The sequence below is a fragment of the Modicisalibacter sp. genome (assembly GCF_055145905.1).
The window spans coordinates 41,057-65,002 of the sequence record NZ_JBSREH010000049.1 but is presented as its reverse complement, the minus strand read 5'-3'; the positions used below and the strand labels follow the sequence as shown (position 1 = coordinate 65,002).

Here is a 23,946-nt window from a genome sequence, read left to right as displayed (position 1 = left end):
GGCCGGGGGCCGGCGCGGAATCCCGGCGGCTAGAACAGGCCCATCAGCCTCAGCAGCCAGCGCCGATAGGGCGGATGAAGGCGGGTGACGCTGCTGTGCCGGGACTGGCGGAACACGCTGCGCTGATGGCTGAAGGTCAGGAAGCCGTGCTCACCGTGATAGGCACCGTGCCCGCTGGTGCCGATACCGCCGAAGGGCAGGGCGGGCTGGGCGATGTGCCACAGGGTGTCGTTGATCACCAGTCCGCCCGAGTGGGTGCGGGTCAGCAGCAGTCGCCGATGGGCGGGGTTGTCGGTGAAGGCATACAGCGCCAGCGGACGCGGGCGCGCATTGACGAAGTTCACCGCGGCGTCCATGTCCTGGACGCCGACCAGCGGCAGCAGCGGTCCGAAGATCTCCTCGCGCATGACCCGCAGCGACTGCTGGGGGTCGAGAATCAGGGTCGGCGCCAGCTTGCCGCCGGCCGCGAACGTGGCGTCGTCTCCGCCGATCTCGATCACCCGGCAGCCGCGCTGCTCGGCCTCGCGGCGCAGCGCGATCAGCCGCTCGCGCGCGGCGCTGCCGAGCAGCGCGCTGTAGTCGGGATTGCCGGCCGGATCGGGATACAGCTGCCGCACCGCGCGCTCCAGGGCCTCGGCGAAGGCGTTGAGGCGCCGCTGGGGCAGCAGCACGTAGTCCGGGGCGATGCACGTCTGGCCGGCGTTGAACCACTTGCCGAAGGCGATGCGCCGGGCGGCGTCGTCGAGATCGGTGGTCTCGTCGAGGATTGCCGGCGACTTGCCGCCCAGCTCCAGGGTGACCGGGGTCAGGTTGGCGGCCGCCGCCTGCGCGACCTGGCGGCCGGTCTCGGATGAGCCGGTGAACAGCAGGTGATCGAAGGGCAGGGCGGCAAAGGCCCGGCTGGCGTCGGCGTCGCCGGTCACCACGCCCAGCTCGGCCGGGTCGAAATACCGGGCCACCAGCGACTGCAGCAGTTCCGCGGTGGCCGGGGCGTGTTCGCTGGGCTTGATCATGACCCGGTTGCCGGCGGCCAGGGCATCCACCGCCGGCAGCAGCGCCAGGTTCCAGGGGTAGTTCCACGGGGCCATGATGCCCACCACGCCCAGCGGCTGGGAATGGATCTCGGCCCGGGCCGGCCAGAAGCGCCAGCCGACCCGGACGCGGCGCGGGCGCATCCAGCGCCGCAGGTGGCGACGCGCATGGCGGATGGCCTGCTGCAGGGTGGTGAGCTCGGCCAGGCGCGTCTCGACGCGGGAGCGATGGCCAAAGTCACGGGCGATGGCGGCCTCGATCTCGCCGGCATGGCGACGCGTCAGCTGGGCCAGGCGTGCCAGCCGTCCCAGGCGCACGGACAGCGCCGGGTAGGGATGCGCGTCGTAGGCCTGACGCTGGGCGGCGAATAGCGTCTTCAGTGCGTGATCGGCCGAACGCTCCATGCGGTCTCCTCCTGAAAATGGCGGCTGTCGCGGCGACTCAGCCGGCACCAGCCATGATGCCGAAAAACGTGGCCACGAAACCACCGAACAACACGAATCCGGCGGCGGTCAGCCCGATCAGCAGGTAGCCGATGATCAGCGCGGCCAGCGCCCAGCTGTCGCCGCGTTCACCACGCCGGCGAATCTGGTGACGAGCCAGGTGGCCGCAGACCACGCCGGCCAGGGCGGCGGGCATGACGAACACCGCCAGCACGCTCAGGGCGAAGGCGGCGATCGCCATGGCATTGACGGGGCCGTCGTCGGGTGGCGCGGGGTGCGGGGCTGGTGTCATGGTTTCTCTCGAGCAGGGCATGGGGATACCCTAGCATCGCGACGTCGACCGTGGGGACACGATCGGCGTCGCGGCAGTGCCGCCGCTCCCGTCCGCCGTCAAGGAGTTTGCCGAATGCACTTCACGATCGACACCCTGCCGGCCCTCGAGGCCGTGTCCGCGCGGGACTGGGACGCGCTGGTGCCGGCCGATCAGCCCTTCCTGCGCCATGCCTTCCTGCACGCCCTGGAAGCCTCCGGGGCGGTCACGCCGGCTGCCGGCTGGACGCCGGCCCACCTGGTCGTGCGCCGGGAAGGGCGGCTGGTGGCGGCCCTGCCGCATTATCGCAAGCTGCACTCCTTCGGCGAGTACGTCTTCGACTGGGCCTGGGCGGATGCCTGGGAGCGCGCCGGCGGTGACTATTACCCCAAGGGACTGACGGCGATACCCTTTACGCCCGCGCCGGGCGCGCGCCTGCTGATCGCCCCGGGTGTTTCTCGGCGTGAGGTGATCGCCGACCTGGCAGCGGTCTGCTGCGACACGGCGCTTTCCAGCTGGCACCTGCTGTTCGCCGAATCGGAGGAGGTCGACGACTGGCTGGCGGTGCGCCCCGACCTGCTCGAGCGGGCGTCGGTCCAGTTCCAGTGGCGGGATGCCGGTTACGGCGACTTCGCGGGCTTTCTGGAGGCGATGAGTGCCAAGCGCCGCAAGGAGGTTCGGCGTGAACGGCGCCGGGTGGCCGAGCAGGGTATCGAGATGCGCCGCCTCGCGGGCGAGGCGATCGACGACTCGGCGCTCGAACACTTCTACCGCTGCTATCGGATTACCTATCACGAACGGGGCCAGCAGCCCTACCTGTCATTGGACTTCTTCCACCGGCTGCGCGCAACGATGCCCGAAGCGCTGCTGCTGGTGCAGGCCCGGCACGGCGGGCGACCGGTCGCGGCCGCGCTCTGCGTACAGGGCAGCAATACCCTCTACGGTCGTTATTGGGGCAGTGAGGTGGAGGCCGACTGTCTGCACTTCGAGGCCTGCTACTATCAGGGAATCGAGCACTGCCTGGAGACGGGGCTGACGCGCTTCGACCCCGGTACTCAGGGCGAGCACAAGGTTAGCCGCGGGTTCGCGCCGCGCCGGCTGCGTTCGCTGCACTACATCGCCCATCCCGGCTTCCGCGACGCAGTGGCGCGCTTCTGCGCCGAGGAGCGCGAGCACATCGCCGCCTATCAGCATCATGTCGAGGCCCGGCTGCCGTTTCGCCGCGACCGGGACGATGCCGCTGGCTGAGGGTCGGGCGGGGCGCTAGCATGCCCGCAGGCAATGCAAAGGACATCAGGAGCATGGACTTTCTCTTCGAAGCGGCCGTCCTGCTGGGGGCGGCCATCATCGCGGTACCGCTCTTCCAGCGGCTGGGGCTGGGCTCGATCCTCGGCTATCTGGCCGCCGGGCTGGTGCTCGGCCCGTCGGTGAGCGGCTTCATCGCCAGGCCCGAGACGGTGCTGCACTTCGCCGAGTTCGGCGTGGTGATGCTGCTGTTCATCATCGGCCTCGAACTCGAGCCGGCACGCCTGTGGCAACTGCGCCGCCGGCTGTTCGGCCTGGGCAGCCTGCAGCTGATCGGCTGTGCGGCGCTGCTCACCCCGCTGGGACTGGCGCTCGGCCTGGCGCTGGACCGCGCGGTCCTGCTGGGGCTGATCCTGGCCCTGTCGTCGACCGCCTTCGCCCTGCAGGTGCTCAACGAGCGTCATCAGCTGGCCGCGCCGCACGGCCAGACGGCGTTCGCCATCCTGCTCTTCCAGGATCTGGCGGTGATTCCGCTGCTGGCGCTGCTGCCACTGTTCGCCGGCGACATCGGCCTCGCCTCCGGCGATGCCTGGCTGACCGTGCTGCGCGGCGTGGGCATGGTGGTCGCGGCGATCCTGTTCGGGCGGCTGGTGTTCCCCCGGGTGCTGGCCTTCATCGCACGCAGCGGCGTCCATGAGGTCTTCACCGCCGCGGCGCTGTTCATGGTGCTGGGCATGGCACTGGTGATGGACTGGGCGGGGCTGTCGATGGCGCTGGGGGCCTTCCTCGGCGGGGTGATGCTTGCCGACACCGCCTACCGCCACGAGCTCGAGGCCAACATCGAGCCGTTCAAGGGCCTGCTGCTGGGACTGTTCTTCATCGCCGTGGGCATGTCGGTGGATCTGCCGCTGGTCTATCACAACCTGGCGTGGGTGCTGGGCATCGCCGCCGGGCTGGTGATCGGCAAGCTCGCGGTGGTGGCGCTGGTGGGGCTCGTCGCGCGCCTGCCCCGCTCCGAAGTGCCGCGCCTGGCGGCGGTCATCGCCCAGGGCGGGGAGTTCGATTTCGTGCTGCTCACCGCGGCGGTGAGTGCCGGGGTCTTCGAGGCGCGCATCGCCAGCCTGTGCATCGCCGCGGTGACCCTGTCGATGGCGCTGACGCCGTTTCTCTACCGGGCCGGCGAGCGCCTGGGGGCGCGCTTCAGGGACCGGCGCCCCTACGACGGCGACTTCGGCGATCAGTCGCCGCCGGTGCTGATCGCGGGGCTGGGGCGTTTCGGCCAGATGGTCGCGCGGGTGCTCAAGAGTCAGGGCATCCTGTTCACCGCCCTCGACCCCAATATCCGCCAGGTCGAGTTCATTCGTCGCTTCGGCTCGCGGATCTACTATGCCGACGCCTCGCGTCTCGACCTGCTGCGGGCCGCGGGCGCCGAGCGTGCCCAGCTGCTGGTGGTCGCCGTCGACGATGCCGAGACCGCCCTGCGGATCGTGCGCCAGGCGCGGGTGCATTTCCCCGAGCTCAAGATCTGTGCCCGGGCCCGCAACCGCCATCACGCCTGGGAGCTCATGGAGCTGGGCGTCGAGGTGGTGATTCGCGAGACCTTTGCGGCGAGCATGGAGATGAGTTTCGAGGTGCTCAAGGGGCTCGGCTATCCGAGTTCCAACGCCATGGATGCGGTGCGCACCTTCCGCGACTTCGACGTGCGGCTGTTCCAGGATTCCTACAAGGACCGCCACGACGTGGAGACGCTGGTCGCCAACGACCGGGCGGCGATGGCGGAGCTGCGCTCGCTGTTCCAGAAGGAACTGAGCGGACGCACGCCGCGCGACGGCACGCCCGGGGTCGCCCGCAGCGAGCCCGAGGCCAGCTGACACCCACCATTTGACGCAAGGCACCTGACGGGAGGGAGTGGCGCATGGCCCATGGAGACTGGCGCGAGCGCCTCGCGGCGCTGGGCCTGGAGGTCGTCGGCGAACCGCGGGCGCTGGCCGGCGGCGACATCGCCGCGGTGAGCCGCCTCGAGACGCGGCAGGGGGCGGTGGTCGCCAAGCGGGACGCCGCGGCAGCCCGCCCGGCTCGGCGAGGGGCTGCGTCGCCTGCACGGCGTGGCGGGCCCCTATCACGGCTGGCCCCGCGACAATCGCTGCGGCCCCACGCCGCAGCGCAACACGCCGTGTACCGACGGGCGGGTCTTCCAGCGCGAGCATCGCCTGCTGGCGCTGGGCGAGGCCTGCCGGCAGCGCGGACTGCTCGACGCGGCGGCCGGCGAGCGCCTGGCCATGATCGCCGCGCGTCTCGAGGAGTGGCTGCCGGATGCCGAGCCGCAGCTCGTCCACGGTGACCTGTGGTCGGGCAACGTGCTGTATACCCCCGATGGGCCGGCGCTCATCGACCCGGCCGTCTATTACCATTATCCCGAGGTGGACCTGGCCATGCTGACGCTGTTCGGCCGGCCCGGTGAGGCGTTCTTCGAGGCCTACTGGGACGGCGAGCCGCCGGCGGACTGGCCGCGCCGCGAGCGGCTCTTCCAGCTCTACCCGCTGCTCAACCATCTCTATCTGTTCGGTGGCGGCTATCGGGCCGCGGTGACGGCGACCCTCGACGCGCTGGGCGGCTGAGAGACGCGGATCAGCGGGCGAGCAGCCCGAACAGGGTGTCGATCACCGCGCCGCCCTGTTCGTGCAGGGCGTAGTCGTCCGGATTGCGCAGCCAGTCGTGAAACAGCCCTCCCAGACAGGATTGCAGCAACTGCGTGGCCATCTCCGGCGACAGCGCCGGGTTGAGATGGCCGTCGTCCTGCGCCTCCCGGAACTTGTCCAGCAGCGCCGCGAAGCAGTTGCGGCTCAATTGGGTCTGCATCTCCAGGGGGGCGATGTCGCTGAAGAACTCGCAGCGGTGGATGAGGATCGAGTGAATCCGCTGGTACTGCGGACGCTCGAGGCGCATGAAGCTCTCGTGGCAGGCCAGGCGGATGCACTCCAGTGGCGACTCGGGCTCGTGGCGGGCCTCGATATCCTCGGCCAGCTCCTCGAAGGGCATGCGAACCCGGTCGAGCAGGGCGTGGAAGAGGTCGGCCTTGTTGCGAAAGTGCCAGTAGACGGCGCCGCGCGTCATGCCGGCCTGGCGCGCGATCTGTTCCAGCGAGGTGCGGGCCACGCCCTTGTCGAAGAACAGTGTCTCGGCCGCGTCGAGAAGGGCTTCCCGCGTTGCCTCGGCTTCGGCTTTGGTGCGTCTGGCCATGACGAGTGAAGGCTCCGGGAACGAAAGGGGAACACGTCGGGACGGGCATCTTAACGCACCCGCGGCGTGTTTACATTCACTGTTGTATGGGGGTAGGCTTGCCGCCAACCTGACACACATCGAGGAACAGACCATGCCGATCCCGACGAGTCCGCGCCGGCTGCAAGGCGTCCTGTGGGCGTCGGTGGCGCTCGTGCTGGCCCTGGCCGGGTGCAGCGACGAGAAGGCCGCCGGTAACGCCCAGGGGCAGCAGCAGTCACCCCCGCTCAAGGCGCAGGTGATGACGCTGTCACCCCGCGACCTGCCGGTCGACAAGGCCTACTCGGCACTGCTGCGCAGCGACCAGGAAGTGGATGTGGTCGCCCGGGTCACCGGTCAGCTGCAGAAGCGCGAGTTCCAGGAGGGGGCGCATGTCGAGCAGGGGCAGTCGCTGTTCGTCATCGAGCCCGACCGCTACCGGGCGGTGGTCGCCCAGCGCCAGGCGGACCTGGAAAGCGCCAAGGCCGAACAGTATCGCGCCCAGCGCAACTGGGAGCGCTATCAGCGCCTCTACCAGCAGAAGTCGGTGAGCCAGCAGCAGCGCGACGAGGCCCGGGCCGATCTGCTCGCCGCCCAGGCGTCGGTGGCCCAGGCCAGCGCGGCGCTCGAGGATGCGCAGCTGGATCTCAATTACAGCAGCGTCGAGGCGCCGGTGGCCGGCCAGGTCAGCCTGAGCGAGGTCAACGTCGGCAACCTGGTGCAGCCGCAGCAGGTGATGGCCACCATCACCCCGCTCAAGACCCTGCAGGCGCGCTTCTCGCTGACCCCGGACGATGCCATGGCCGTGCGTCTGCAGCGGCGCAACGACGAGACCATCACGCCGGTGGCGACCTCGCGCAACGGCCAGGGCGACAGCGAGCTGCGCGGCGAGCTGACCTTCGTCGGCTCGCGGGTCGACCGCAACACCGGCACCGTGCAGGCGGAGGCCACCTTCGCCAATCCCGATGCGCTGTTTCTGCCCGGTCAATTCGTGCGTCTGACCCTGGACGGGCTGGTACTGCCGAACGTGATCGCGGTGCCCGAGATCGCCGTGGTCGAGGGCCGTGAAGGCCCGCAGGTCTACGTCGTCGGCGACGACGGCAAGGCCAAGCCGGTCACGGTCAACCTCGGCGAGCGCTCCGAGGCCTGGGTCGTCGTCCAGCAGGGGCTCGAGCCCGGCCAGCGGGTGGTGGTGACCCACGTCGCCAGCGTGCGCCCGGGCCAGGCCATCGACGCCCAGCCCTTCGACGGCGAGGCCGGGACGGTCGCCGGCGATGCCACGAAATCCGACGGCAGTGCCGCGAAATCCGCCGGCGCCGATGACAAGGCGGCGAGCCAGGGGGCTCAGGGCTGATGAACTTCTCGAGCTTCTTCATCCGCCGGCCGGTCTTCGCCACCGTACTGTCGATCGTCATCGTGATCGCCGGGGTGATGGCGCTGCGCGTGCTGCCGGTCGAGCAATACCCGAAGCTGGTGCCGCCCGAGGTCCAGGTGCGTGCCACCTATCCCGGTGCCAGCGCCCAGACGCTCTCGGAAACCGTGGCGGCGCCGCTGGAGCAGGCGATCAACGGTGTCGACAACCTGCTCTACATCAACTCGACCAGCGCCGACAGCGGGGTGGTGTCGGTCTCGGTGACCTTCGCCATCGGCACCGATCCCGATCAGGCAACCATCGACGTCAACAACCGGGTTCAGCAGGCCATGGCGCAGCTGCCCAACGTGGTGCAGCAACAGGGTGTGGAGGTCCGCAAGCGGTCGTCGAGCATCCTGCAGGTGATCACGGTGTCGTCGAACAACGGCGAGTACGACCCGGTCTTCATCAGCAACTATGCGTTGACCAACATCATCGATGCGCTCAAGCGCACGCCCGGTGTCGGCAATGCCCAGCTGTTCGGGGCCAAGGACTACTCGATCCGGGTCTGGCTCGACCCGGAGAAGATGGCCGACTACGACATCACCGCCAGCGAGGTGGCCGCCGCGGTTCGCTCGCAGAACACCCAGTTCGCGGCGGGCAAGTTGGGCGCCGAGCCGTTGAAGCACCCGCGTCCCTATACCTTCACCATCACCACCGAGGGACGCTTCTCCAGTGTCGAGCAGTTCGAGAACATCCTGCTGCGCACCGACGACAGCGGCGCCTCGCTCAAGCTGGGTGACATCGCCCGCGTCGAGCTGGGCGCCCAGGACTACTCCTTCGTCGGCCGGCTCAACAACAAGCCGACGGTGCCGATCGGCATCTTCCTGCAGCCGGGGGCCAATGCCCTGGAGACCTCGGTCGCCGTGCAGAAGGCCATGGAGAAGCTGTCCGAGAAGTTCCCGGAAGGCCTGAACTACTCGATTCCCTACGACACCACCAAGTTCGTCAAGCTGTCCATCGAGGAGGTGATCAACACCTTCATCGAGGCGCTGGCGCTGGTGGTGGTCGTGGTGTTCGTCTTCCTGCAGAAGTGGCGGGCGGCGATCGTGCCGATCATCGCCGTGCCGATCTCCATCGTCGGTACCTTCGCCGGCATGTACCTGCTCGGCTACTCGATCAACCTGCTGACGCTGTTCGGCATGATCCTGGCGATCGGCATCGTGGTCGACGACGCCATCATCGTCATCGAGAACGTCGAGCGCATCATGGAGGAGGAGGACGTCTCGCCGAAGCAGGCCGCGCTCAAGGCGATGCGCGAGATCTCCGGGCCGATCGTCGCGGTCACCCTGGTCATGGCCTCGGTGTTCATTCCCGTGGGCTTCCTCGGCGGCATCTCCGGGCAGCTCTACAGCCAGTTCGCGATCACCATCGCCATCTCGGTGTTGATCTCGGCGATCGTCGCGCTGACGCTGTCGCCGGCGATGTGCGCGCTGCTGCTCAAGCCACACGACAAGGAACCGATGGCGCCGTTCCGCTGGTTCAACCGGGGTTTCGACAAGGCCACGCGCGGCTATCTCGCCGGGGTGAGCTTCATGGTCAAGCGGGCGATTCTCGGCGTGATACTGTTCATCGGCTTCTGCGGCATCACCGCCTACCTGTTCACGCGCCTGCCCAGCGGCCTGGTGCCGCCCGAGGATCAGGGCTTCTACCTGACCATCACCCAGCTGCCGCCGGCCTCGTCGCTCGAGCGCACCGACAACTTCAACCAGAAGGTGGTCGACGACATGCTCGACTTCCCGGGTGTGAAGAGCGTGGTGTCGTTCGCCGGCTACGACATCCTGGCCAGCGCCCAGTTGCCCAACGCCGGGGTGGCCTTCGTCACTCTGGACGACTGGTCCAAGCGGCCCGTCACCGCCCAGCAGCTGGTCGGCAAGACCTTCCAGATGGGCGCGCAGCACCTTGACGGTCGGGTGATCGCCTTCAATCCGCCGCCCATTCAGGGCATGTCGACCACCGGCGGGTTCGAGGGCTACCTGCAGTCCACCGAAGGGGCGTCGCCGAAGGAAATCGAGGCCAAGGCCCAGGCGGTGGTCAAGGCCGCCAACCAGCGGCCCGAGCTTTCCCAGGTGCGGACCACCATGAGCACCAGCGTGCCGATCTACAGCGCCACGGTGGATCGCGACAAGGCACGCAGCATGGGCATCGCGCTCGACGATGTCTACTCGACCATGCAGAGCACCTTCGGCACCCTGTACGTCAACGACTTCACCCTGTTCGGACGCAACTTCCAGGTCAATCTGCAGTCCGAGGGCGAGTACCGCGACACTCCCGAGGACCTGGACAACGTCTTCGTGCGTGCCGACAGCGGGCGGATGGTGCCGCTGTCGAGTGTGGTGACGCTGACGCGTAGCCAGGCGCCGAGCATTATCCAGCGCTTCAACCTGTTCCCGGCGGCCAAGATCCAGGGCCAGCCGGCCGAGGGCTACAGTTCCGGACAGGCGCTGGCGGCGATGCAGGACGTGGTAAATCAGACGGTCGGCAAGGACTACCAGATGGGCTGGACCGGCGAGGCCTACCAGCAGCAGAGCTCGTCGGGCAACGCGAACCTGGCGCTGATCTTCGGCGTGGTGATGGTCATCCTGATCCTTGCCGCCCAGTACGAGCGCTGGTCGCTGCCGCTGGTGGTGATCACCGCGGTGCCGTTCGCCATGTTCGGCGCGGCGGTGGCGGTGATCCTGCGCGGCCTGACCAGTGACGTCTACTTCCAGGTCGGCCTGCTGGTGCTGATCGGCCTGGCGGCGAAGAACGCGATCCTGATCGTCGAGTTCGCCGTCGACCAGCGCCAAGCCGGCAAGGGCATTGTCGAGTCGGCGAAGGAGGCGGCACGGCTGCGTTTCCGGCCGATCATCATGACCTCGTTCGCGTTCATCGTCGGGGTGATCCCCCTGGCGACAGCGACCGGGGCCAGCTCGGCCAGCCGTCACTCGATCGGCACCGCCGTGATCGGCGGCATGCTCGGCGCGACGTTGATCGCGATCTTCTTCGTGCCGATGTTCTTTACGCTGGTGACGCGCTTCGAGACCTGGCTCGATCGCAAGCGCGGCAAGACCGGTGAGGGCGAGGTGGCGACCGACAGCGACCACTGATCCCGACCCGCGAACGCCGTACCGCAGAAAGCCAGGGCCCGCGGGCCTTGGCTTTCCTGTTTCGGGGCGTCAGGCTTGGCACAACGTCAATCACGCGAGGAGAAGACATGGCGCTGGCGCGACTGGCAGGCGGGCTGTTCCTGCTGCTGATGGTGGCCCTGCCGGTGCAGGCGCAGGGGTTGCCCGCGAGCCTGGGAAGCGGCGGTGACAAGCCCGCCGCCCAGGCCGATCCGCAGGCGCTGCGCGACTCGCTGGATCAAGTGATCGGCATGCTCGAGGACGATGCCCGGCGCGGCCAGCTCCTCGAGCAGCTCAAGGCCCTGCGCGAGGGCACGGCCGTGGCCGCACCGGGGCAGGACGGCGAGCCGCGTCAGGGTCTGCTGGGCGCGCTGGCGGACTCGCTCACCGACCTCGGCGCGCAGGCCGAGGCCGGGCATTCTCCGCTGGATATCTGGCAGCTTCGCTCCGAGTGGGCGCTGGCCGACCTGCAGCGGTTGATCGATACCATGGGGCGAGAAGAGCTGCTGCGCCAGAGCCTCGAGGCGGCGGTGCTGCTGGCGATCTGGCTCGGCCTGGCACTGCTGCTGGCCGGTGCCGGCCGCTGGATTGTCTCGCGGCGCGACTGGCCGCTGGCCCTGCCACCGGAGCCGCGTCCGGCGCTGCTGGTGGTACATTTCCTGCGCAAGGTGCTGCCCTGGGGGCTGGCCTTCCTGATCATGCTGCTGGGGCTGCGCTGGCTGGTACCGCTGAGTCCGGCCCGGGCTGTGGTGCTGGTCATCGCCTACGTCACGCTCTGCGGCCAGTTGCTCGCCACGGTATTCGATACGGTGATCTCGGTGTTCACCCACGGGCACCGGCGGGTCGCCGTCCAGCTGCTGCGCCGCCAGGCACCGAAGCGCCTGTTCTGGATCGGCGTGCTGGCCGCCTTCGGCGACGCCGCCAACAGCGATCGGCTTACGACTCTGCTGGGCCCCAGCCTGGCCGACTGGCTGTCGGTGATGGGCAACGTGCTGGCCGGGCTCATCAGCGGTGTGCTGGTGATACGCCTGCGGCGCCCGGTCAAGCATCTGATTCTCAATCGTCCCTATTCCCAGCGGCGTGACAGCAGCTCGCTGCGGGATCTGGCCAATGTGCTGGGCCATTTCTGGCATATCCCGGCGCTGCTGCTGATCGTCGCCTCGCTGGTGGCCATCTTCGTCTCGGCCGGCGACGCCGACGGTGCCTTCACCCGGGCGATTCTCTGCGCGGCCCTGCTGGTGCTGACTCTGGTGGTCAGCGGCGGCCTGCGCCGTCACGCCGAGCGCGCCACCCGGCGCAAGCGCAAGTCGCAGTATCGGCGGCGCCTGGAACGCTTCGGCTACACCCTGTCGCAGTTCCTGTGCTGGGCGTTGTTCGCCGAGCTGTCACTGCGCGTCTGGGGGTTTTCTCTGTTCGGCATCGGCGAGGAAGGTGCCGTGAGCGCGCGCATCGGTCAGGCGCTGATGCGTATCGGCCTGACCGTGCTGTTGGCCTGGCTGACCTGGATCTTTGCCGACACCGCCATCCAGCGGGCGCTGCGCGGCAGCGGCCGTTCGCGGGGGCGGCGCGTCAACAGCGCCCGGGCCCAGACCATCACGCCGATGATCCGCAACGTGGTATTCGCCACCATCTTCATCATCGCGGCGATCGTCGGGCTGGCGAACCTGGGCGTCAACGTCACGCCGCTGCTGGCCGGTGCCGGGGTGATCGGCCTGGCGATCGGCTTCGGTGCCCAGACGCTGGTTCAGGACCTGATCACCGGGCTGTTCATCCTCATCGAGGATTCGCTGTCGATCGACGACTTCGTCGATGTTGGCGGCCACATGGGGACCGTCGAGGGGCTGAGCCTGCGCACCGTGCGGCTGCGCGATCTCGACGGCATCGTGCACATCATTCCCTTCAGCCAGATCAAGGGCATCCAGAACTTCGCCCGCGAGTTCGGCATCGCGCTGATGCGCATTCGCGTGCCCCACACCATGCGCATCGATACGGCCATCGAGCTGGTGCGGGAGGTGGCCGACGGGCTTCGCCAGGACCCGATGATGCGCCACCACATCTGGTCGCCGCTGGAACTGCAGGGGATCGAGAGCTTCGATCAGGGCGCGGCGATCCTGCGGGTGCGCATGCGTACCAGTCCGCTGATGCAGTGGGACGTGGCCCGGGCCTTCAACCTGCGTCTCAAGCAGCGGCTCGATGAAAACGGTCAGGACCTGTCGCTGCCGAGGATGAGCGTGGTGCTGGAGAATCCGGCAGCCGCGACCGGGTCAGGCGGCACTCCCGCCGACGTTCAGCGACGCCACGGGATCGCACCGCCCGACGAGGGCGAGGCGCCGGAGCCCCTGTAGCCCGGCTGCCGACGATCACAGCCACAGGCCTGCCAGCAGACCCAGCAGGGCGGTGATGAGAAGGGCGGCGAGCCACCGCCACGGGCGCCGCGATGCGGCGGAAGGGGCGCCGGCGGCGACCAGGGCGTCGAGCTTGTCGGCGAGTTCCTGGTGCCGTGACAGGCTGCGGTCGGAATCCTGTGAAAAGTCGTTGGCTACGTCATCCTGCCAGTGCGGGGCATGGGTCAATCCCAGGCGGGCGCGCAGTCGGCCGAGGTCGCTGAGCGTGGCATGCAGCTGATCGTAGGCGTCGCGCCGTGCGGGAACTCTGAGCACGGCGTCGGCGTCCTGCTTGAGGGCGGTGTGTCGGCAGGCCTCGATGGCGGCGGCGAGCGTGTCGGGCGAGGCGTCGGACGGCACGTCCAGGCGTTTATACAAATCGCGCATCTTGCATCAGGTGCTCGTAGGCTTTCTGGATTCGCTGAAACTGGCGGGAGGCCAGTGCCATGCGGCTCTCGCCTTGGGCGCAGAAGCGGTCGGGGTGATGCAGTTGCGCCAGGCGGCGGTAGGCGCGCTTGATATCGCGCCGCGAGGCGTGGTGGTCGAGGCCCAGCACACGCAGGGCGTGGACGGTATCGAAGCTCGGCGGTGGCGGAGTCCCGGTGCGCTGTCGTTCGCGCTCCTGCTGCCGGCGGTGGCGTTGTTCGGCTTCCTCCTCGCGGCGACGCTGCTGCGCGCGTTCGCGTTGCTCCCGCGCCCTTTCGGCCCGCTCGCGCTCACGGCGTTGCCGTGCCTGCTCGTCGCGTCGGCGGGCCGCTTCCTGCGCGGCCCGGCGGCGGGCTTCCTCCTCGGCGCGTCGCCGGGCTGCGGCGTCTTCCTCGCGGCGTCGGGCTTGGGCCTCACGGCGCCGTCGCGCCGCCGTCTCGGCCTCGGCCGTGTCGTCGGCGTGAGTCTGCTGCTGATGGCGGTGTTCGCGCTCGGCCCAGTAGGCGGCACGGCTGGGGTCGTCCGGATGCTGGAGAGGCTGGCCGGTGACGCTCTTGTACAGGGCCGACAGAGGCTCCGGGGCGACGCTCAACAGGTCGGCGAGAAAGCGCAGTACATGGTGGTTGCGGTGCGAGGGCGGTCCGCCGCTGGTGGCCAGGGCGATGGCCTGGCGCAGGAAGGGGTGCGCCGATTCGCCCTGCCAGTCCTTCTGTAGCACCTCGGCGGCCAGCTGAATGGCCGCCATGTCCTGGGCGTGGGCCGTCTCGACCAGCGGCGCCAGGGCGTGCCCGTGGCGGAAGTCGTCGGCCAGCGTGTCGAGATAGCCACGGTCCTCCGGCAGGGCACGCGCCTTGTTGGCCAGGATCCAGGCCAGCATCAGCAGGGCGGCGGTGTCCGTCTGGTTGCGGCTTTTCAGCAGCAGCAGCTCGAACGGCGTGAAGGACGATGGCGGCATCGACGACTCCCGTCGGCGGGCGATGAGCGGCAAGGTGTCGGGAGGCCGAGTATAACGAACCCCTCGGCCGGTGACAGGCGTGAGGGCTGCATCCTTGGTCTCATGCGGCGCGGGCTGCGATTGCCCGCGCCGCCGGGGCCGGGCGGTTCAGCCGGCGGCCGCCAGGCTGATGAAGAAGCCGGCGAGGACCGCGGACATCAGGTTCGACAGGGTGCCGGCGAGCACCGCCTTGAGACCGAGGTCGGCGATCTCGTGACGCCGGCCGGGGGCCATGCTGCCCAGGCCGCCGAGCAGGATGGCGATCGACGACAGGTTGGCGAAGCCGCACAGCGCGAACGACAGCACCGCCCTGGTGTGGGCGCTCATCGCCTCGCCGGTGGCGGCCACCACCTGATCGCCGCTGATGTAGGGCGCGAGATTGACGTAGGCGACGAACTCGTTGACCACCAGTTTCTGGCCGATGAAGGAGCCGGCCACCGTGGCCTCGTCCCAGGGGATACCGAGCAGGAAGGCCAGCGGCGAGAACAGCCAGCCGAGAATCATCTCCAGACTCAGGCCGTCCACGCCGAACCAGCCGCCGATGCCACCGAGAATGCCGTTGATCAGCGCGATCAGGGCGATGAAGGCGAGCAGCATGGCGCCCACGTTGGCGGCCAGTCGAAGCCCCGAGGATGCCCCCTCGGCGGCGGCGTCGAGCACGTTGGAGGGTTTTGCCTCGGCCTCGATCTGCTCAACGTGACGGGTGTCGTCGTCCGGGGTGTCGGTTTCGGGCATCAGCAGCTTGGCGAACAGCAGTCCGCCGGGCGCCGCCATGAAGGAGGCGGCGACCAGGTAGTCCATGGGGATGCCCAGTGCGGCATAGCCGCCCAGCACCGAGCCGGCCACCGAGGCCAGGCCGCCGCACATCACCGCAAACAGTTCCGAGCGGGTCATGCCGGCGATGAACGGGCGTACCACCAGTGGCGCCTCGGTCTGGCCGACGAAGATGTTGGCGGTGGCCGACATCGATTCGGTGCGCGAGGTGCCCAGCACCTTCTGTAACAGTCCGCCGAGCAGCCGGATCACCCGCTGCATGATGCCCAGGTAGTAGAGTACGGCGATCAGCGAGGAGAAGAAGATGATCACCGGCAGAACCTTGATGGCGAAGATAAAGCCCACGCCGCTGCCGGGATCGGCGAGGCTGCCGAAGAGGAAATTGATGCCGTCGTCGGCGTAGGCGACCACCTGGCTGACCGCATCGGAGACGGTCTTGAGAACGCTCTGGCCGAAGGGCACATAAAGCACGAAGGCGCCGATGCCGGCCTGGATGGCGAAGGCACCGCCCACGGTGCGCAGGCGGATGGCGCGGCGGTTGGAGGAGAACAGCACCGCGATCAGGATCAGGGTGGCCATCCCGACCAGGCTCATTATGCTTGTCATGGCAGGGGACTCCGGTACAGGATCAGGGAGAGTGCCACGAGAGGGAACCCGAAAGGCGAGGGCATGTCAAAGGCGTGTCGCGCGGCTCGCCGATTGCCGCCTCGCTATGTCACGCCGCGGTGCGCGTCAAGGTGCGACACCCTGCGGCAAATCGTCTCTTCTCATTCATCCGCCATTCATCGACAATGCGCGCGTTCTGCGGCAAGGGCAGATCAGCCTATCGACGCTCGCTGGCACCTGCCCAGCACGCCATCTCTGAATAGCGACTGCCGGACAGTGTGCACGTGCCCTGTCGACTTGCCGGACAGGCGTCGTGGCAAACGTCGCCTGCGCCAGGTTTCTCCACGAGGCCTGGCGCAGCGGTATTTGTCGGTGATCGTCTTCATGCTCTGACGAGGTCGCGAGATGAGGAAAAAGAAATACCCACGTATTTTCAACATCTTGCCGCTTCTGTTGCCATTGCTGCTGAGTGGCTGCGGATCGGCATTGATGGCCCCCAAGGGGGAAATCGGCAGTGAGCTCAAGTCGCTGATCCTGACGGCGTTCGGACTCATGCTGATCGTCGTGATTCCGGTCATCGTCATGACGTTGCTGTTCGCCTGGCGGTATCGCCACAGCAACCTGATGGCCAAGTACGCACCGGACTGGTCGCACTCCAACAAGATCGAAGTGGTGGTGTGGCTCGTACCCTGCGTCATCATCTTCTTCCTGGCGATCCTCACCTGGAAGACATCCCACTCGCTCGACCCGCACAAGCCGCTGGCCGACAAGGAAGACACGCTGGAGATCCAGGCTGTCTCGCTTGACTGGAAGTGGCTGTTCATCTATCCGGAGCAGGGCATCGCCACCGTCAACGAAGTGGCCTTCCCGGTGGATACGCCGGTGCACTTTCGCGTGACCTCCGGCTCGGTGATGAACTCGTTCATGATTCCCACACTGGGCAGTCAGATCTATGCCATGGCCGGCATGGACAACGATGTGCACCTGAGCGCCAACGAGAAGGGCATCTATCCGGGTCGTTCCACCAACTTCAGTGGTGCCGGCTTCGCGGGAATGACCTTCGACGCGCACGTCACGTCCGAGCAGGACTTCCAGGCCTGGGTCGACAAGGTTCGAAACGCCAACGACGACACCCTGTCATTCCCCGACAGCTATCGTCAGCTGGCCGAGCCGAGCGAAGACGTGCCGGTTCAGTACTACTCGAACGTCTCGCCGAGTCTGTACAAAGACATCATCGACAGCTTCCGTTATGGAGATGGCGGTCAAGGCGCGCATGCAGGAGAGCATGACGAAGTGGCCATGAGCGCGGAGGCAGCGGAGTAACGTTATGTTCGGAAAACTCAGCTTAGAAGCGATACCCTATCACGAGCCGATCATCATGGTGACGGCGGCGGTCATCGGGATCGTCGGCGCCGCTGTGGTCGGCCTGATTACCTATTATCGCAAGTGGGGCTATCTGTGGTCGGAGTGGATCACCTCCATCGACCACAAGAAGCTCGGCATCATGTATTTCCTGGTGGCTCTGGTCATGCTGATCCGCGGCTTTGCCGATGCGATCATGATGCGCAGCCAGCAGGCCATCGCCGCGGGCGGCGCCGAAGGCTATCTGCCGCCCGAGCACTATGACCAGATCTTTTCCGCCCACGGCGTGATCATGATCTTCTTCGTTGCCATGCCCATGGTCATCGGTCTGATGAACCTGGTGGTGCCGCTGCAGATCGGCGCACGCGACGTGGCCTTCCCGTTCATGAACAACCTGAGCTTCTGGCTGTTCGCGGCGGGCGTCATCCTGGTCAACGTCTCCCTGGTGGTCGGCGAGTTCGCCAAGACCGGCTGGCTGGCCTATGCGCCGTTGTCGGAGACGGCCTATAGTCCCGGTGTCGGGGTCGACTACTGGATATGGGCGTTGCAGATATCGGGGATCGGCACGACGCTGACCGGTATCAACTTCTTCGTCACCATCCTGAAGATGCGCACCAAGGGCATGAAGCTGTTCCGCATGCCGATCTTCACCTGGACGGCGCTGTGCACCAACGTCCTGATCATTGCTTCCTTCCCGATCCTGACCGCGACCATCGCGCTGCTGACGCTGGATCGCTACCTGGGCATGCATTTCTTCACGAATGACCTGGGCGGCAACCAGATGATGTACGTCAACATGATCTGGGCCTGGGGTCACCCCGAGGTGTACATCCTGATCCTGCCGGCCTTCGGCGTCTTCTCCGAGGTCATCGCGACCTTCTCCAAGAAGCGTCTGTTCGGCTACAACACCATGGTCTGGGCGACGGTGGCGATCACCATCCTGTCGTTCATGGTCTGGCTGCACCACTTCTTCACCATGGGCGCCGGCGCCAACGTCAACGCCTTCTTCGGCATCGCCACGATGATCATCGCGATACCCACGGGCGTGAAGATCTTCAACTGGCTGTTCACCATGTACCGCGGCCGGGTGCAGTTCACCTCGCCGGTACTCTGGACCCTGGGCTTCATCATCACCTTTACCCTGGGTGGCATGACCGGCGTGATGCTGGCCGTCCCGGGCGCCAACTTCGTGCTGCACAACAGCCTGTTCGTGATCGCGCACTTCCACAACGTGATCATCGGCGGCGTGGTGTTCGGCATGATGGCGGGCTATGCCTACTGGTTCCCCAAGGCGTTCGGCTTCAAGCTGGACGAGAAGTGGGGCAAGCGCAGCTTCTGGTGCTGGCTGATCGGCTTCTACATGGCCTTCATGCCGCTGTACGTGCTGAGCTTCTACGGGGCCATGCGTCGCATGCAGTCCTACGAGAACACCAGCTGGCAGCCGCTGATGATCGTCGCCTGGGTGGGTGCCGTGATCATCCTGCTGGGCATCCTCTGCACCGTGATCCAGCTGATCGTCAGTATCCGTGATCGCGAGAAGAACGCCGACGTCACCGGCGACCCGTGGGACGCTCGTACCCTGGAGTGGGCCGTGTCCTCGCCGCCCCCGTACTACAACTTCGCGCATCTGCCGGAAGTCAACTCCATCGACCATTTCTGGGAGATGAAGAAGCAGGAAGGCTTCGCCGCGCAGGCACCGACCCAGTATCACGACGTGCACATGCCGAAGAATACCGCCGCGGGTCCGATCATGGGCATCATCAGCATCGTCTTTGGCTTCGCCCTGATCTGGCATATCTGGTGGCTGGCCGCATTGAGTGCCGCAGGAATGTTCGTGACCTTCCTGATGCGCATCTTCAATGACGATATCGACTATCACGTCCCCGCGGCGGAGGTCGAGCGCATCGAACGCGAGCACCACAAACGGCTGGAGATGCAGGCGTAATATGGCTACCGATACTCTCACCAACCACAGCGCTCATGCGCCCGAGCATGAGCACCACGATACCGGCGCCATCAAGGTCTTCGGTTTCTGGGTCTACCTGATGAGCGACCTGATCATCTTCGGGTCACTCTTCGCCGCCTACGCCGTGCTCTCGCCGAACACGGCGGGCGGTCCGACGCCGGAGGAGATCTTCGAACTGCCGTTCGTGCTGGTCGAGACCTTCCTGCTGCTGTTCAGTAGTTTTACCTACGGCATGGCCGTGCTGGCCATGAACGACGACCGCGCCGAGCAGGTGCGCAACTGGCTGGTGATCACCTTCCTGCTGGGTGCCGGCTTCGTGGGGATGGAGATCTACGAGTTCCATAACCTGGTCGTGGAAGGCTTCGGCCCGGATCGCAGCGCCTTCCTGTCGTCGTTCTTCACCCTGGTCGGGACCCACGGTACCCACGTGACCTTCGGCCTGATCTGGATCCTGGTGATGATCTTCCAGGTGTCCACCAAAGGGCTGACCGACGTGACTCGCCCGCGGATCATGTGCCTGAGTCTGTTCTGGCACTTCCTGGATATCGTCTGGATCTGCGTGTTCACCATCGTCTATCTGATGGGGGTTCTGTGATATGAGTGGTTCTCACAACGCACCCGGTGGTGCCAGCCACGGCAGCGTCAAGTCCTATGTGGCCGGTCTGATCCTGTCGATCGTGCTGACGGTGATCCCGTTCGGCGTGGTGATGAGCGGCGGGTTCAGCACCTCAACCACGGTCGTGACAATCGTGATCATGGCGGTACTGCAGGTACTCGTTCAGCTGGTCATGTTCATGCACCTGGATGCCAAGTCCGAGGGTGGCTGGAACCTGAACGCCATCATCTTCGCCGGGATCATTCTGGTGCTGATCATTGGTGGCTCGATCTGGATCATGCAAAACCTCATGATCAACATGATGTGAGCGGCTGATCGTGATGATCAAACGCTATCTGTCCCTGACCAAGCCGGGGATCATCTTCGGCAACCTGATCTCTGTGGCCGGCGGGTTCTTCCTCGCCGCCCGCGGGGAGGTGGACCCGCTCCTCCTTCTCGCCACGGTGGTCGGGCTGGCACTGGTCATCGCCTCGGGATGCGCGTTCAACAACTACATTGATCGCGACATCGACCGCCTGATGGAGAGGACCCGGGATCGGGTCCTCGTCCAGGGGCTGGTCTCACCGCGGGCGACACTGGTGTTCGCGACCCTGCTGGGGATCGCCGGCTTCTCGGTCCTGTATTGGGGAACCAACCCGCTGGCCGTGCTGTTCGCGGCCATCGGGTTCGGCGTCTACGTCGGGCTTTACAGCCTCTATCTCAAGCGTCACTCGGTCTACGGCACTCTGGTGGGCAGCCTGTCCGGTGCGGCACCGCCCGTGGTCGGCTATGTGGCCGTGAGCAACCAGTTCGACCTCGGTGCGCTGACCCTGCTGCTGATCTTCTGCCTGTGGCAGATGCCGCACTCCTATGCCATCGCCATCTTCCGCTTCAAGGACTACCGGGCGGCCTCGATTCCGGTGCTGCCGGTGCTCAAGGGGGTGAAGACCGCCAAGCATCACATCATCGGCTACATCCTGGCCTTCCTCGGGGCGACCCTGATGCTGAGCCTGGCCGGTTATGCCGGGTACGGCTACTTCATCATCGCCGCGGCGATGGGCGGCTACTGGCTGTACATGGCACTGGCCGGCTACCGTGCCGGCAATGACGAGGCCTGGGCGAAGAAGGTCTTCGTCTTCTCGATCTTCACCATCACCGCCCTGAGCGTGATGATGTCGATCGATTTCCAGCTGCCCGACTCACCGGTGCTCTGGACCTCGCTGCGCTGATTCGAGCCGCGTGACCCGTCGTCTCGCAAGGCCACACCCCCGGGTGTGGCCTTTTTCGTGAGCGCGACCGGCTAGCGCGGCCAGTGCGGGTGGTGGCGGTCGATGACGAAGACGTGCCGGTGGCGGCCCGCGGCGTGATGGTGGGAATGAGCATGCGGAGCCTGCCCCTCGCCGCCATCGTGTCCGTGGCGGTGGTGATCGTCATGCTCGTGTCGGTGCGCATGGGTAATCGCTGGGTGCCAGTGCTCGAGCTCCGTCGGATCGGCGGATGGCCACAGGCGCACGGCCGCCAGTGTCGCGAACAGGGCCATCGCCCCCAGGATGCCGAAGGCCGCGTCCATCCCGGCCTGGGCACCGACCCAGCCGGCCAGCGGGTAGGCGATGAGCCAGCCGGCGTGCGACAGCGAGAACTGGGCGGCGAACAAGGCCGGGCGGTCCTCGGCGTGGCAGGACTGCTTGAGCAGTCGCCCGGTAGGGGTCATGACCAGCGAGGCCCCGGCGCCGAGGAGGAACCACAGCGGCAGCAGGGCGGCGAAGGAGGGCGATAGCCAGCCCGCGAACAGGCCGATGCTCATCAGCCAGCCGCCTGTCAGCATTATCGTACGCTGGGCCAGGCGGTCGAGCAGCGCGGGGAGCGCGAGGGCCACGACCATCGACCCGCCACCGGCCGCGGCGAAGGCGATGGCCACCTGGGTGTCACCCAGCCCCAGCTGGCTGCGCACGTAGACCACGGTATTGACGATCTGCATGGCGCCGGCCGCGGCCACGGCGAGGTTCAGGGCCAGCAGCCCGCGTAGGCGCGGGGTGCGCAGGTAGATCCGGCTGCCCAGCGTCAGCCGCTCGCGAAAGCCGGCGTCATGTTCCGCCGCACGAGGCGACGGCAGACGAATGCTGGCCACCAGCAGCGCCGAGCCGAGAAACGCCAGGGCGTTGAGCACGAACAGCACGTCGAAGTTCATGACCGTCAGCAGCAGGGCGGCGGCGACCGGGCTGAGCAGGTTTTCCAGGTCGTAGGCCAGACGCGACAGCGACAGGGCCCGCGTGTAGCGGCGCTCGTCCTCGAGGATGTCGGGAAGCGTCGCCTGGAAGGTCGGCGTGAAGCAGGCCGAGCAGGCGTTGAGCAGGAAGATCAGCAGGTAGATCTGCCAGATGGCCGTGACGAACGGCAGGGAGACGACCGAGGCGGCGCGCAGCAGGTCGAGGCCGACGAGCAGGGCGCGCCGCGGCAGGCGTGCGGCATGGGCGCCGATGACGGGGGCGATGCCCACGTAGGCGATCATCTTGATGGCCAGCGCCGTGCCCAGTACCTCGCCGGCCCGCTCTCCGGCAAGATCGGCGGCCAGCAGCGCCAGGCCCACCGTGGTCAGGCCGGTGCCCACCAGCGCGATGACCTGGGCGGAGAACAGATGCCGGTAGCGACGATCACGCAGCAGTTCCACGACGGACATGAGGCACACTCCCTGAAACGTGAAGAGCCGCCGCCCGTTGCCGGGCGGCGGCTCTCGATCGTCACTCATGGCGCATCAGGTGTCCACCGACGCCGTGGTGTCAGGCCAGGCTGTCCATGGCCTGTTCCAGCGTGGCCACGCTGCGCTCGACGTCATAGAGCTTGTCGAGACCGAACAGGCCGATGCGGAAGGTCCGGAAGTCCTCCCCCTCGTCGCACATCAGCGGCACTCCGGCGGCGACCTGCAGGCCGGCGGCCATGAAGCGCCCGGCGAGGCCGGCGTCGTCGGTGTAGCTGACCACCACGCCGGGCGCCTGGAAGCCCTCGGCCGCCACGCTGGGGAACCCGCGCTCGACCAGCAGCGCCCGCACGCGCTCGCCGAGCGTCCACTGGGCGTCGCGCAGCCGCTCGAGCCCGTAGGCCTCGGCCTCGGCCATCACGTCGCGCAGGCGGGTCAGGCCGTCGGTGGGCATGGTCGCATGGTAGGCGTGGCCGCCGTTCTCGTAGGCCTCCATGATCGACAGCCACTTGCGCAGGTCGGCGGCGAAGCTGGTGCTGGTGGTGGAGTCGATGCGCCGGCGGGCCTCGGCGCCGAGCATCACCAGCCCGCAGCAGGGCGAGGCGCTCCAGCCCTTCTGCGGGGCGCTGATCAGGATGTCCACGCCGGTGGCCTGCATGTCCACCCACAGCGTGCCGGAGGCGATGCAGTCGAGCACCAGCAGGCCGCCGACCGCGTGGACGGCCTCGGCGACCCGGCGAAGGTAGTCGTCGGGCAGCAGCATGCCGCTGGCGGTCTCGACATGCGGGGCGAACACCAGATCGGGCCGGTCGGCGTGGATTTGCGCCACCACCTCATCGATCGGTGCCGGGGCGAAGGGCGCACGGGCCCCGTCGCCCTGGCGCCGGGCCTTGAGCACCTGGCTGTCGGCGGGGATGTCGCCCATCTCGAAGATCTGGGTCCAGCGGTAGCTGAACCAGCCGTTGCGGATCACCAGGCAGCGCTTGCCGGTGGCGAACTGGCGGGCCACGGCTTCCATGCCGAAGGTGCCGCTGCCGGGCACGATGGCCACCGCCTCGGCCCGGTAGACGGCCTTCAGGGAGCGCGACAGGTCGCGCATCACCTCCTGGAAGGCCCGCGACATGTGGTTCAGGGCACGGTCCGTGTAGACCACCGAGTATTCGAGCAGGCCATCGGGATCGACATCGGGAAGCAGGCCAGGCATCTTTCGTCTCCTAAAATAGAGTCCACAATCGACACAAACGCGGGAAGGCATTCAGGGTATTCGGTGACAGGGGTTTCGACCAGAGCGGCACGGGAGTTTTTGCCGTTGCCGGGGCGATTCCTTCCCGGTGTGCG

At 67.1% G+C, this 23,946-nt stretch carries 18 protein-coding genes and 1 pseudogene; 11 read left to right on the top strand and 8 right to left on the bottom strand.

Going from position 1 to position 23,946, the window contains the following annotated elements:
- Positions 1 to 29: 29 nt before the first annotated feature.
- Both ACTCB7_RS14780 and ACTCB7_RS14775 read right to left on the bottom strand, forming a co-directional pair.
- The gene (locus tag ACTCB7_RS14780) at positions 30 to 1,436 is read right to left on the bottom strand and encodes a coniferyl aldehyde dehydrogenase (RefSeq protein WP_463007278.1); all 1,407 of its coding nucleotides are present in this window, start codon (positions 1,434 to 1,436) and stop codon (positions 30 to 32) included.
- Between the two features lie 37 nt (positions 1,437 to 1,473).
- Positions 1,474 to 1,767: a DUF4190 domain-containing protein gene (locus ACTCB7_RS14775; protein WP_224419996.1), complete on the bottom strand. Its 294-nt coding sequence runs from the start codon at positions 1,765 to 1,767 to the stop codon at positions 1,474 to 1,476.
- A 114-nt stretch (positions 1,768 to 1,881) separates the two neighbouring features.
- On the opposite strand from ACTCB7_RS14775, the gene ACTCB7_RS14770 reads away from it, so the two are divergent.
- From ACTCB7_RS14770 to ACTCB7_RS14760, 3 genes and pseudogenes are all read left to right on the top strand, one after another.
- Complete coding sequence (locus ACTCB7_RS14770) at positions 1,882 to 3,033, top strand: GNAT family N-acetyltransferase (RefSeq protein WP_463007277.1); 1,152 nt, start codon at positions 1,882 to 1,884, stop codon at positions 3,031 to 3,033.
- 53 nt (positions 3,034 to 3,086) lie between these two features.
- Positions 3,087 to 4,901, top strand: a complete 1,815-nt coding sequence (locus ACTCB7_RS14765; protein ID WP_463007276.1) for a monovalent cation:proton antiporter-2 (CPA2) family protein — start codon at positions 3,087 to 3,089, stop codon at positions 4,899 to 4,901.
- Positions 4,902 to 4,945: 44 nt separating this feature from the next.
- Positions 4,946 to 5,648: pseudogene (locus ACTCB7_RS14760) on the top strand (fructosamine kinase family protein).
- 10 nt (positions 5,649 to 5,658) lie between these two features.
- Here ACTCB7_RS14760 and ACTCB7_RS14755 read toward each other — a convergent pair.
- The gene (locus tag ACTCB7_RS14755) at positions 5,659 to 6,270 is read right to left on the bottom strand and encodes a TetR family transcriptional regulator (protein WP_463007275.1); all 612 of its coding nucleotides are present in this window, start codon (positions 6,268 to 6,270) and stop codon (positions 5,659 to 5,661) included.
- A 133-nt stretch (positions 6,271 to 6,403) separates the two neighbouring features.
- On the opposite strand from ACTCB7_RS14755, the gene ACTCB7_RS14750 reads away from it, so the two are divergent.
- The 3 genes from ACTCB7_RS14750 (at position 6,404) to ACTCB7_RS14740 (ending at position 13,151) form a co-directional block, all read left to right on the top strand.
- Positions 6,404 to 7,642, top strand: a complete 1,239-nt coding sequence (locus ACTCB7_RS14750; RefSeq protein ID WP_463007274.1) for an efflux RND transporter periplasmic adaptor subunit — start codon at positions 6,404 to 6,406, stop codon at positions 7,640 to 7,642.
- On the top strand, positions 7,642 to 10,788 hold the full coding sequence (locus ACTCB7_RS14745; protein WP_463007273.1) for an efflux RND transporter permease subunit: 3,147 nt from the start codon (positions 7,642 to 7,644) through the stop codon (positions 10,786 to 10,788). The genes ACTCB7_RS14750 and ACTCB7_RS14745 overlap by 1 nt, the downstream gene beginning before the upstream one ends.
- A gap of 107 nt (positions 10,789 to 10,895) precedes the next feature.
- The gene (locus ACTCB7_RS14740) at positions 10,896 to 13,151 is read left to right on the top strand and encodes a mechanosensitive ion channel domain-containing protein (RefSeq protein WP_463007272.1); all 2,256 of its coding nucleotides are present in this window, start codon (positions 10,896 to 10,898) and stop codon (positions 13,149 to 13,151) included.
- A gap of 15 nt (positions 13,152 to 13,166) precedes the next feature.
- Here the strand turns inward: ACTCB7_RS14740 and ACTCB7_RS14735 are convergent, their stop codons facing one another.
- The 3 genes from ACTCB7_RS14735 to ACTCB7_RS14725 form a co-directional block, all read right to left on the bottom strand.
- Complete coding sequence (locus ACTCB7_RS14735) at positions 13,167 to 13,577, bottom strand: hypothetical protein (RefSeq protein ID WP_463007271.1); 411 nt, start codon at positions 13,575 to 13,577, stop codon at positions 13,167 to 13,169.
- Complete coding sequence (locus ACTCB7_RS14730; RefSeq protein ID WP_463007270.1) at positions 13,561 to 14,571, bottom strand: J domain-containing protein; 1,011 nt, start codon at positions 14,569 to 14,571, stop codon at positions 13,561 to 13,563. The genes ACTCB7_RS14735 and ACTCB7_RS14730 overlap by 17 nt, the downstream gene beginning before the upstream one ends.
- 147 nt (positions 14,572 to 14,718) lie before the next feature.
- Positions 14,719 to 15,990 (bottom strand): NupC/NupG family nucleoside CNT transporter, encoded by a 1,272-nt coding sequence (locus ACTCB7_RS14725; protein WP_463007269.1) that lies wholly within the window; start codon positions 15,988 to 15,990, stop codon positions 14,719 to 14,721.
- Positions 15,991 to 16,395: 405 nt separating this feature from the next.
- Here ACTCB7_RS14725 and cyoA point away from each other — a divergent pair, with 405 nt between their 5' ends.
- The 5 genes from cyoA to cyoE are packed head-to-tail and all read left to right on the top strand — an operon-like array spanning position 16,396 to position 21,142.
- Positions 16,396 to 17,313: a ubiquinol oxidase subunit II gene (gene cyoA, locus ACTCB7_RS14720; RefSeq protein WP_163649194.1), complete on the top strand. Its 918-nt coding sequence runs from the start codon at positions 16,396 to 16,398 to the stop codon at positions 17,311 to 17,313.
- Between the two features lie 4 nt (positions 17,314 to 17,317).
- The gene (gene cyoB, locus ACTCB7_RS14715; protein ID WP_463007268.1) at positions 17,318 to 19,297 is read left to right on the top strand and encodes a cytochrome o ubiquinol oxidase subunit I; all 1,980 of its coding nucleotides are present in this window, start codon (positions 17,318 to 17,320) and stop codon (positions 19,295 to 19,297) included.
- 1 nt (position 19,298) lies between these two features.
- Positions 19,299 to 19,913, top strand: coding sequence for a cytochrome o ubiquinol oxidase subunit III (locus tag ACTCB7_RS14710; protein ID WP_463007267.1), 615 nt, complete (start codon positions 19,299 to 19,301; stop codon positions 19,911 to 19,913).
- Between the two features lies 1 nt (position 19,914).
- Positions 19,915 to 20,241 (top strand): cytochrome o ubiquinol oxidase subunit IV, encoded by a 327-nt coding sequence (gene cyoD, locus ACTCB7_RS14705; RefSeq protein WP_463007266.1) that lies wholly within the window; start codon positions 19,915 to 19,917, stop codon positions 20,239 to 20,241.
- Between the two features lie 13 nt (positions 20,242 to 20,254).
- Positions 20,255 to 21,142 (top strand): heme o synthase, encoded by an 888-nt coding sequence (gene cyoE / locus ACTCB7_RS14700; RefSeq protein ID WP_463007265.1) that lies wholly within the window; start codon positions 20,255 to 20,257, stop codon positions 21,140 to 21,142.
- A gap of 71 nt (positions 21,143 to 21,213) precedes the next feature.
- On the opposite strand, the gene ACTCB7_RS14695 is transcribed toward cyoE, so the two are convergent.
- Together ACTCB7_RS14695 and ACTCB7_RS14690 are read right to left on the bottom strand one after the other, a co-directional pair.
- Positions 21,214 to 22,590 carry an MFS transporter gene (locus tag ACTCB7_RS14695; protein ID WP_463007264.1) on the bottom strand — a complete coding sequence of 459 codons (1,377 nt, stop codon included), beginning with the start codon at positions 22,588 to 22,590 and terminating at the stop codon, positions 21,214 to 21,216.
- Between the two features lie 100 nt (positions 22,591 to 22,690).
- On the bottom strand, positions 22,691 to 23,812 hold the full coding sequence (locus ACTCB7_RS14690) for an aminotransferase class V-fold PLP-dependent enzyme (protein ID WP_463007263.1): 1,122 nt from the start codon (positions 23,810 to 23,812) through the stop codon (positions 22,691 to 22,693).
- Positions 23,813 to 23,946 lie beyond the last annotated feature (134 nt).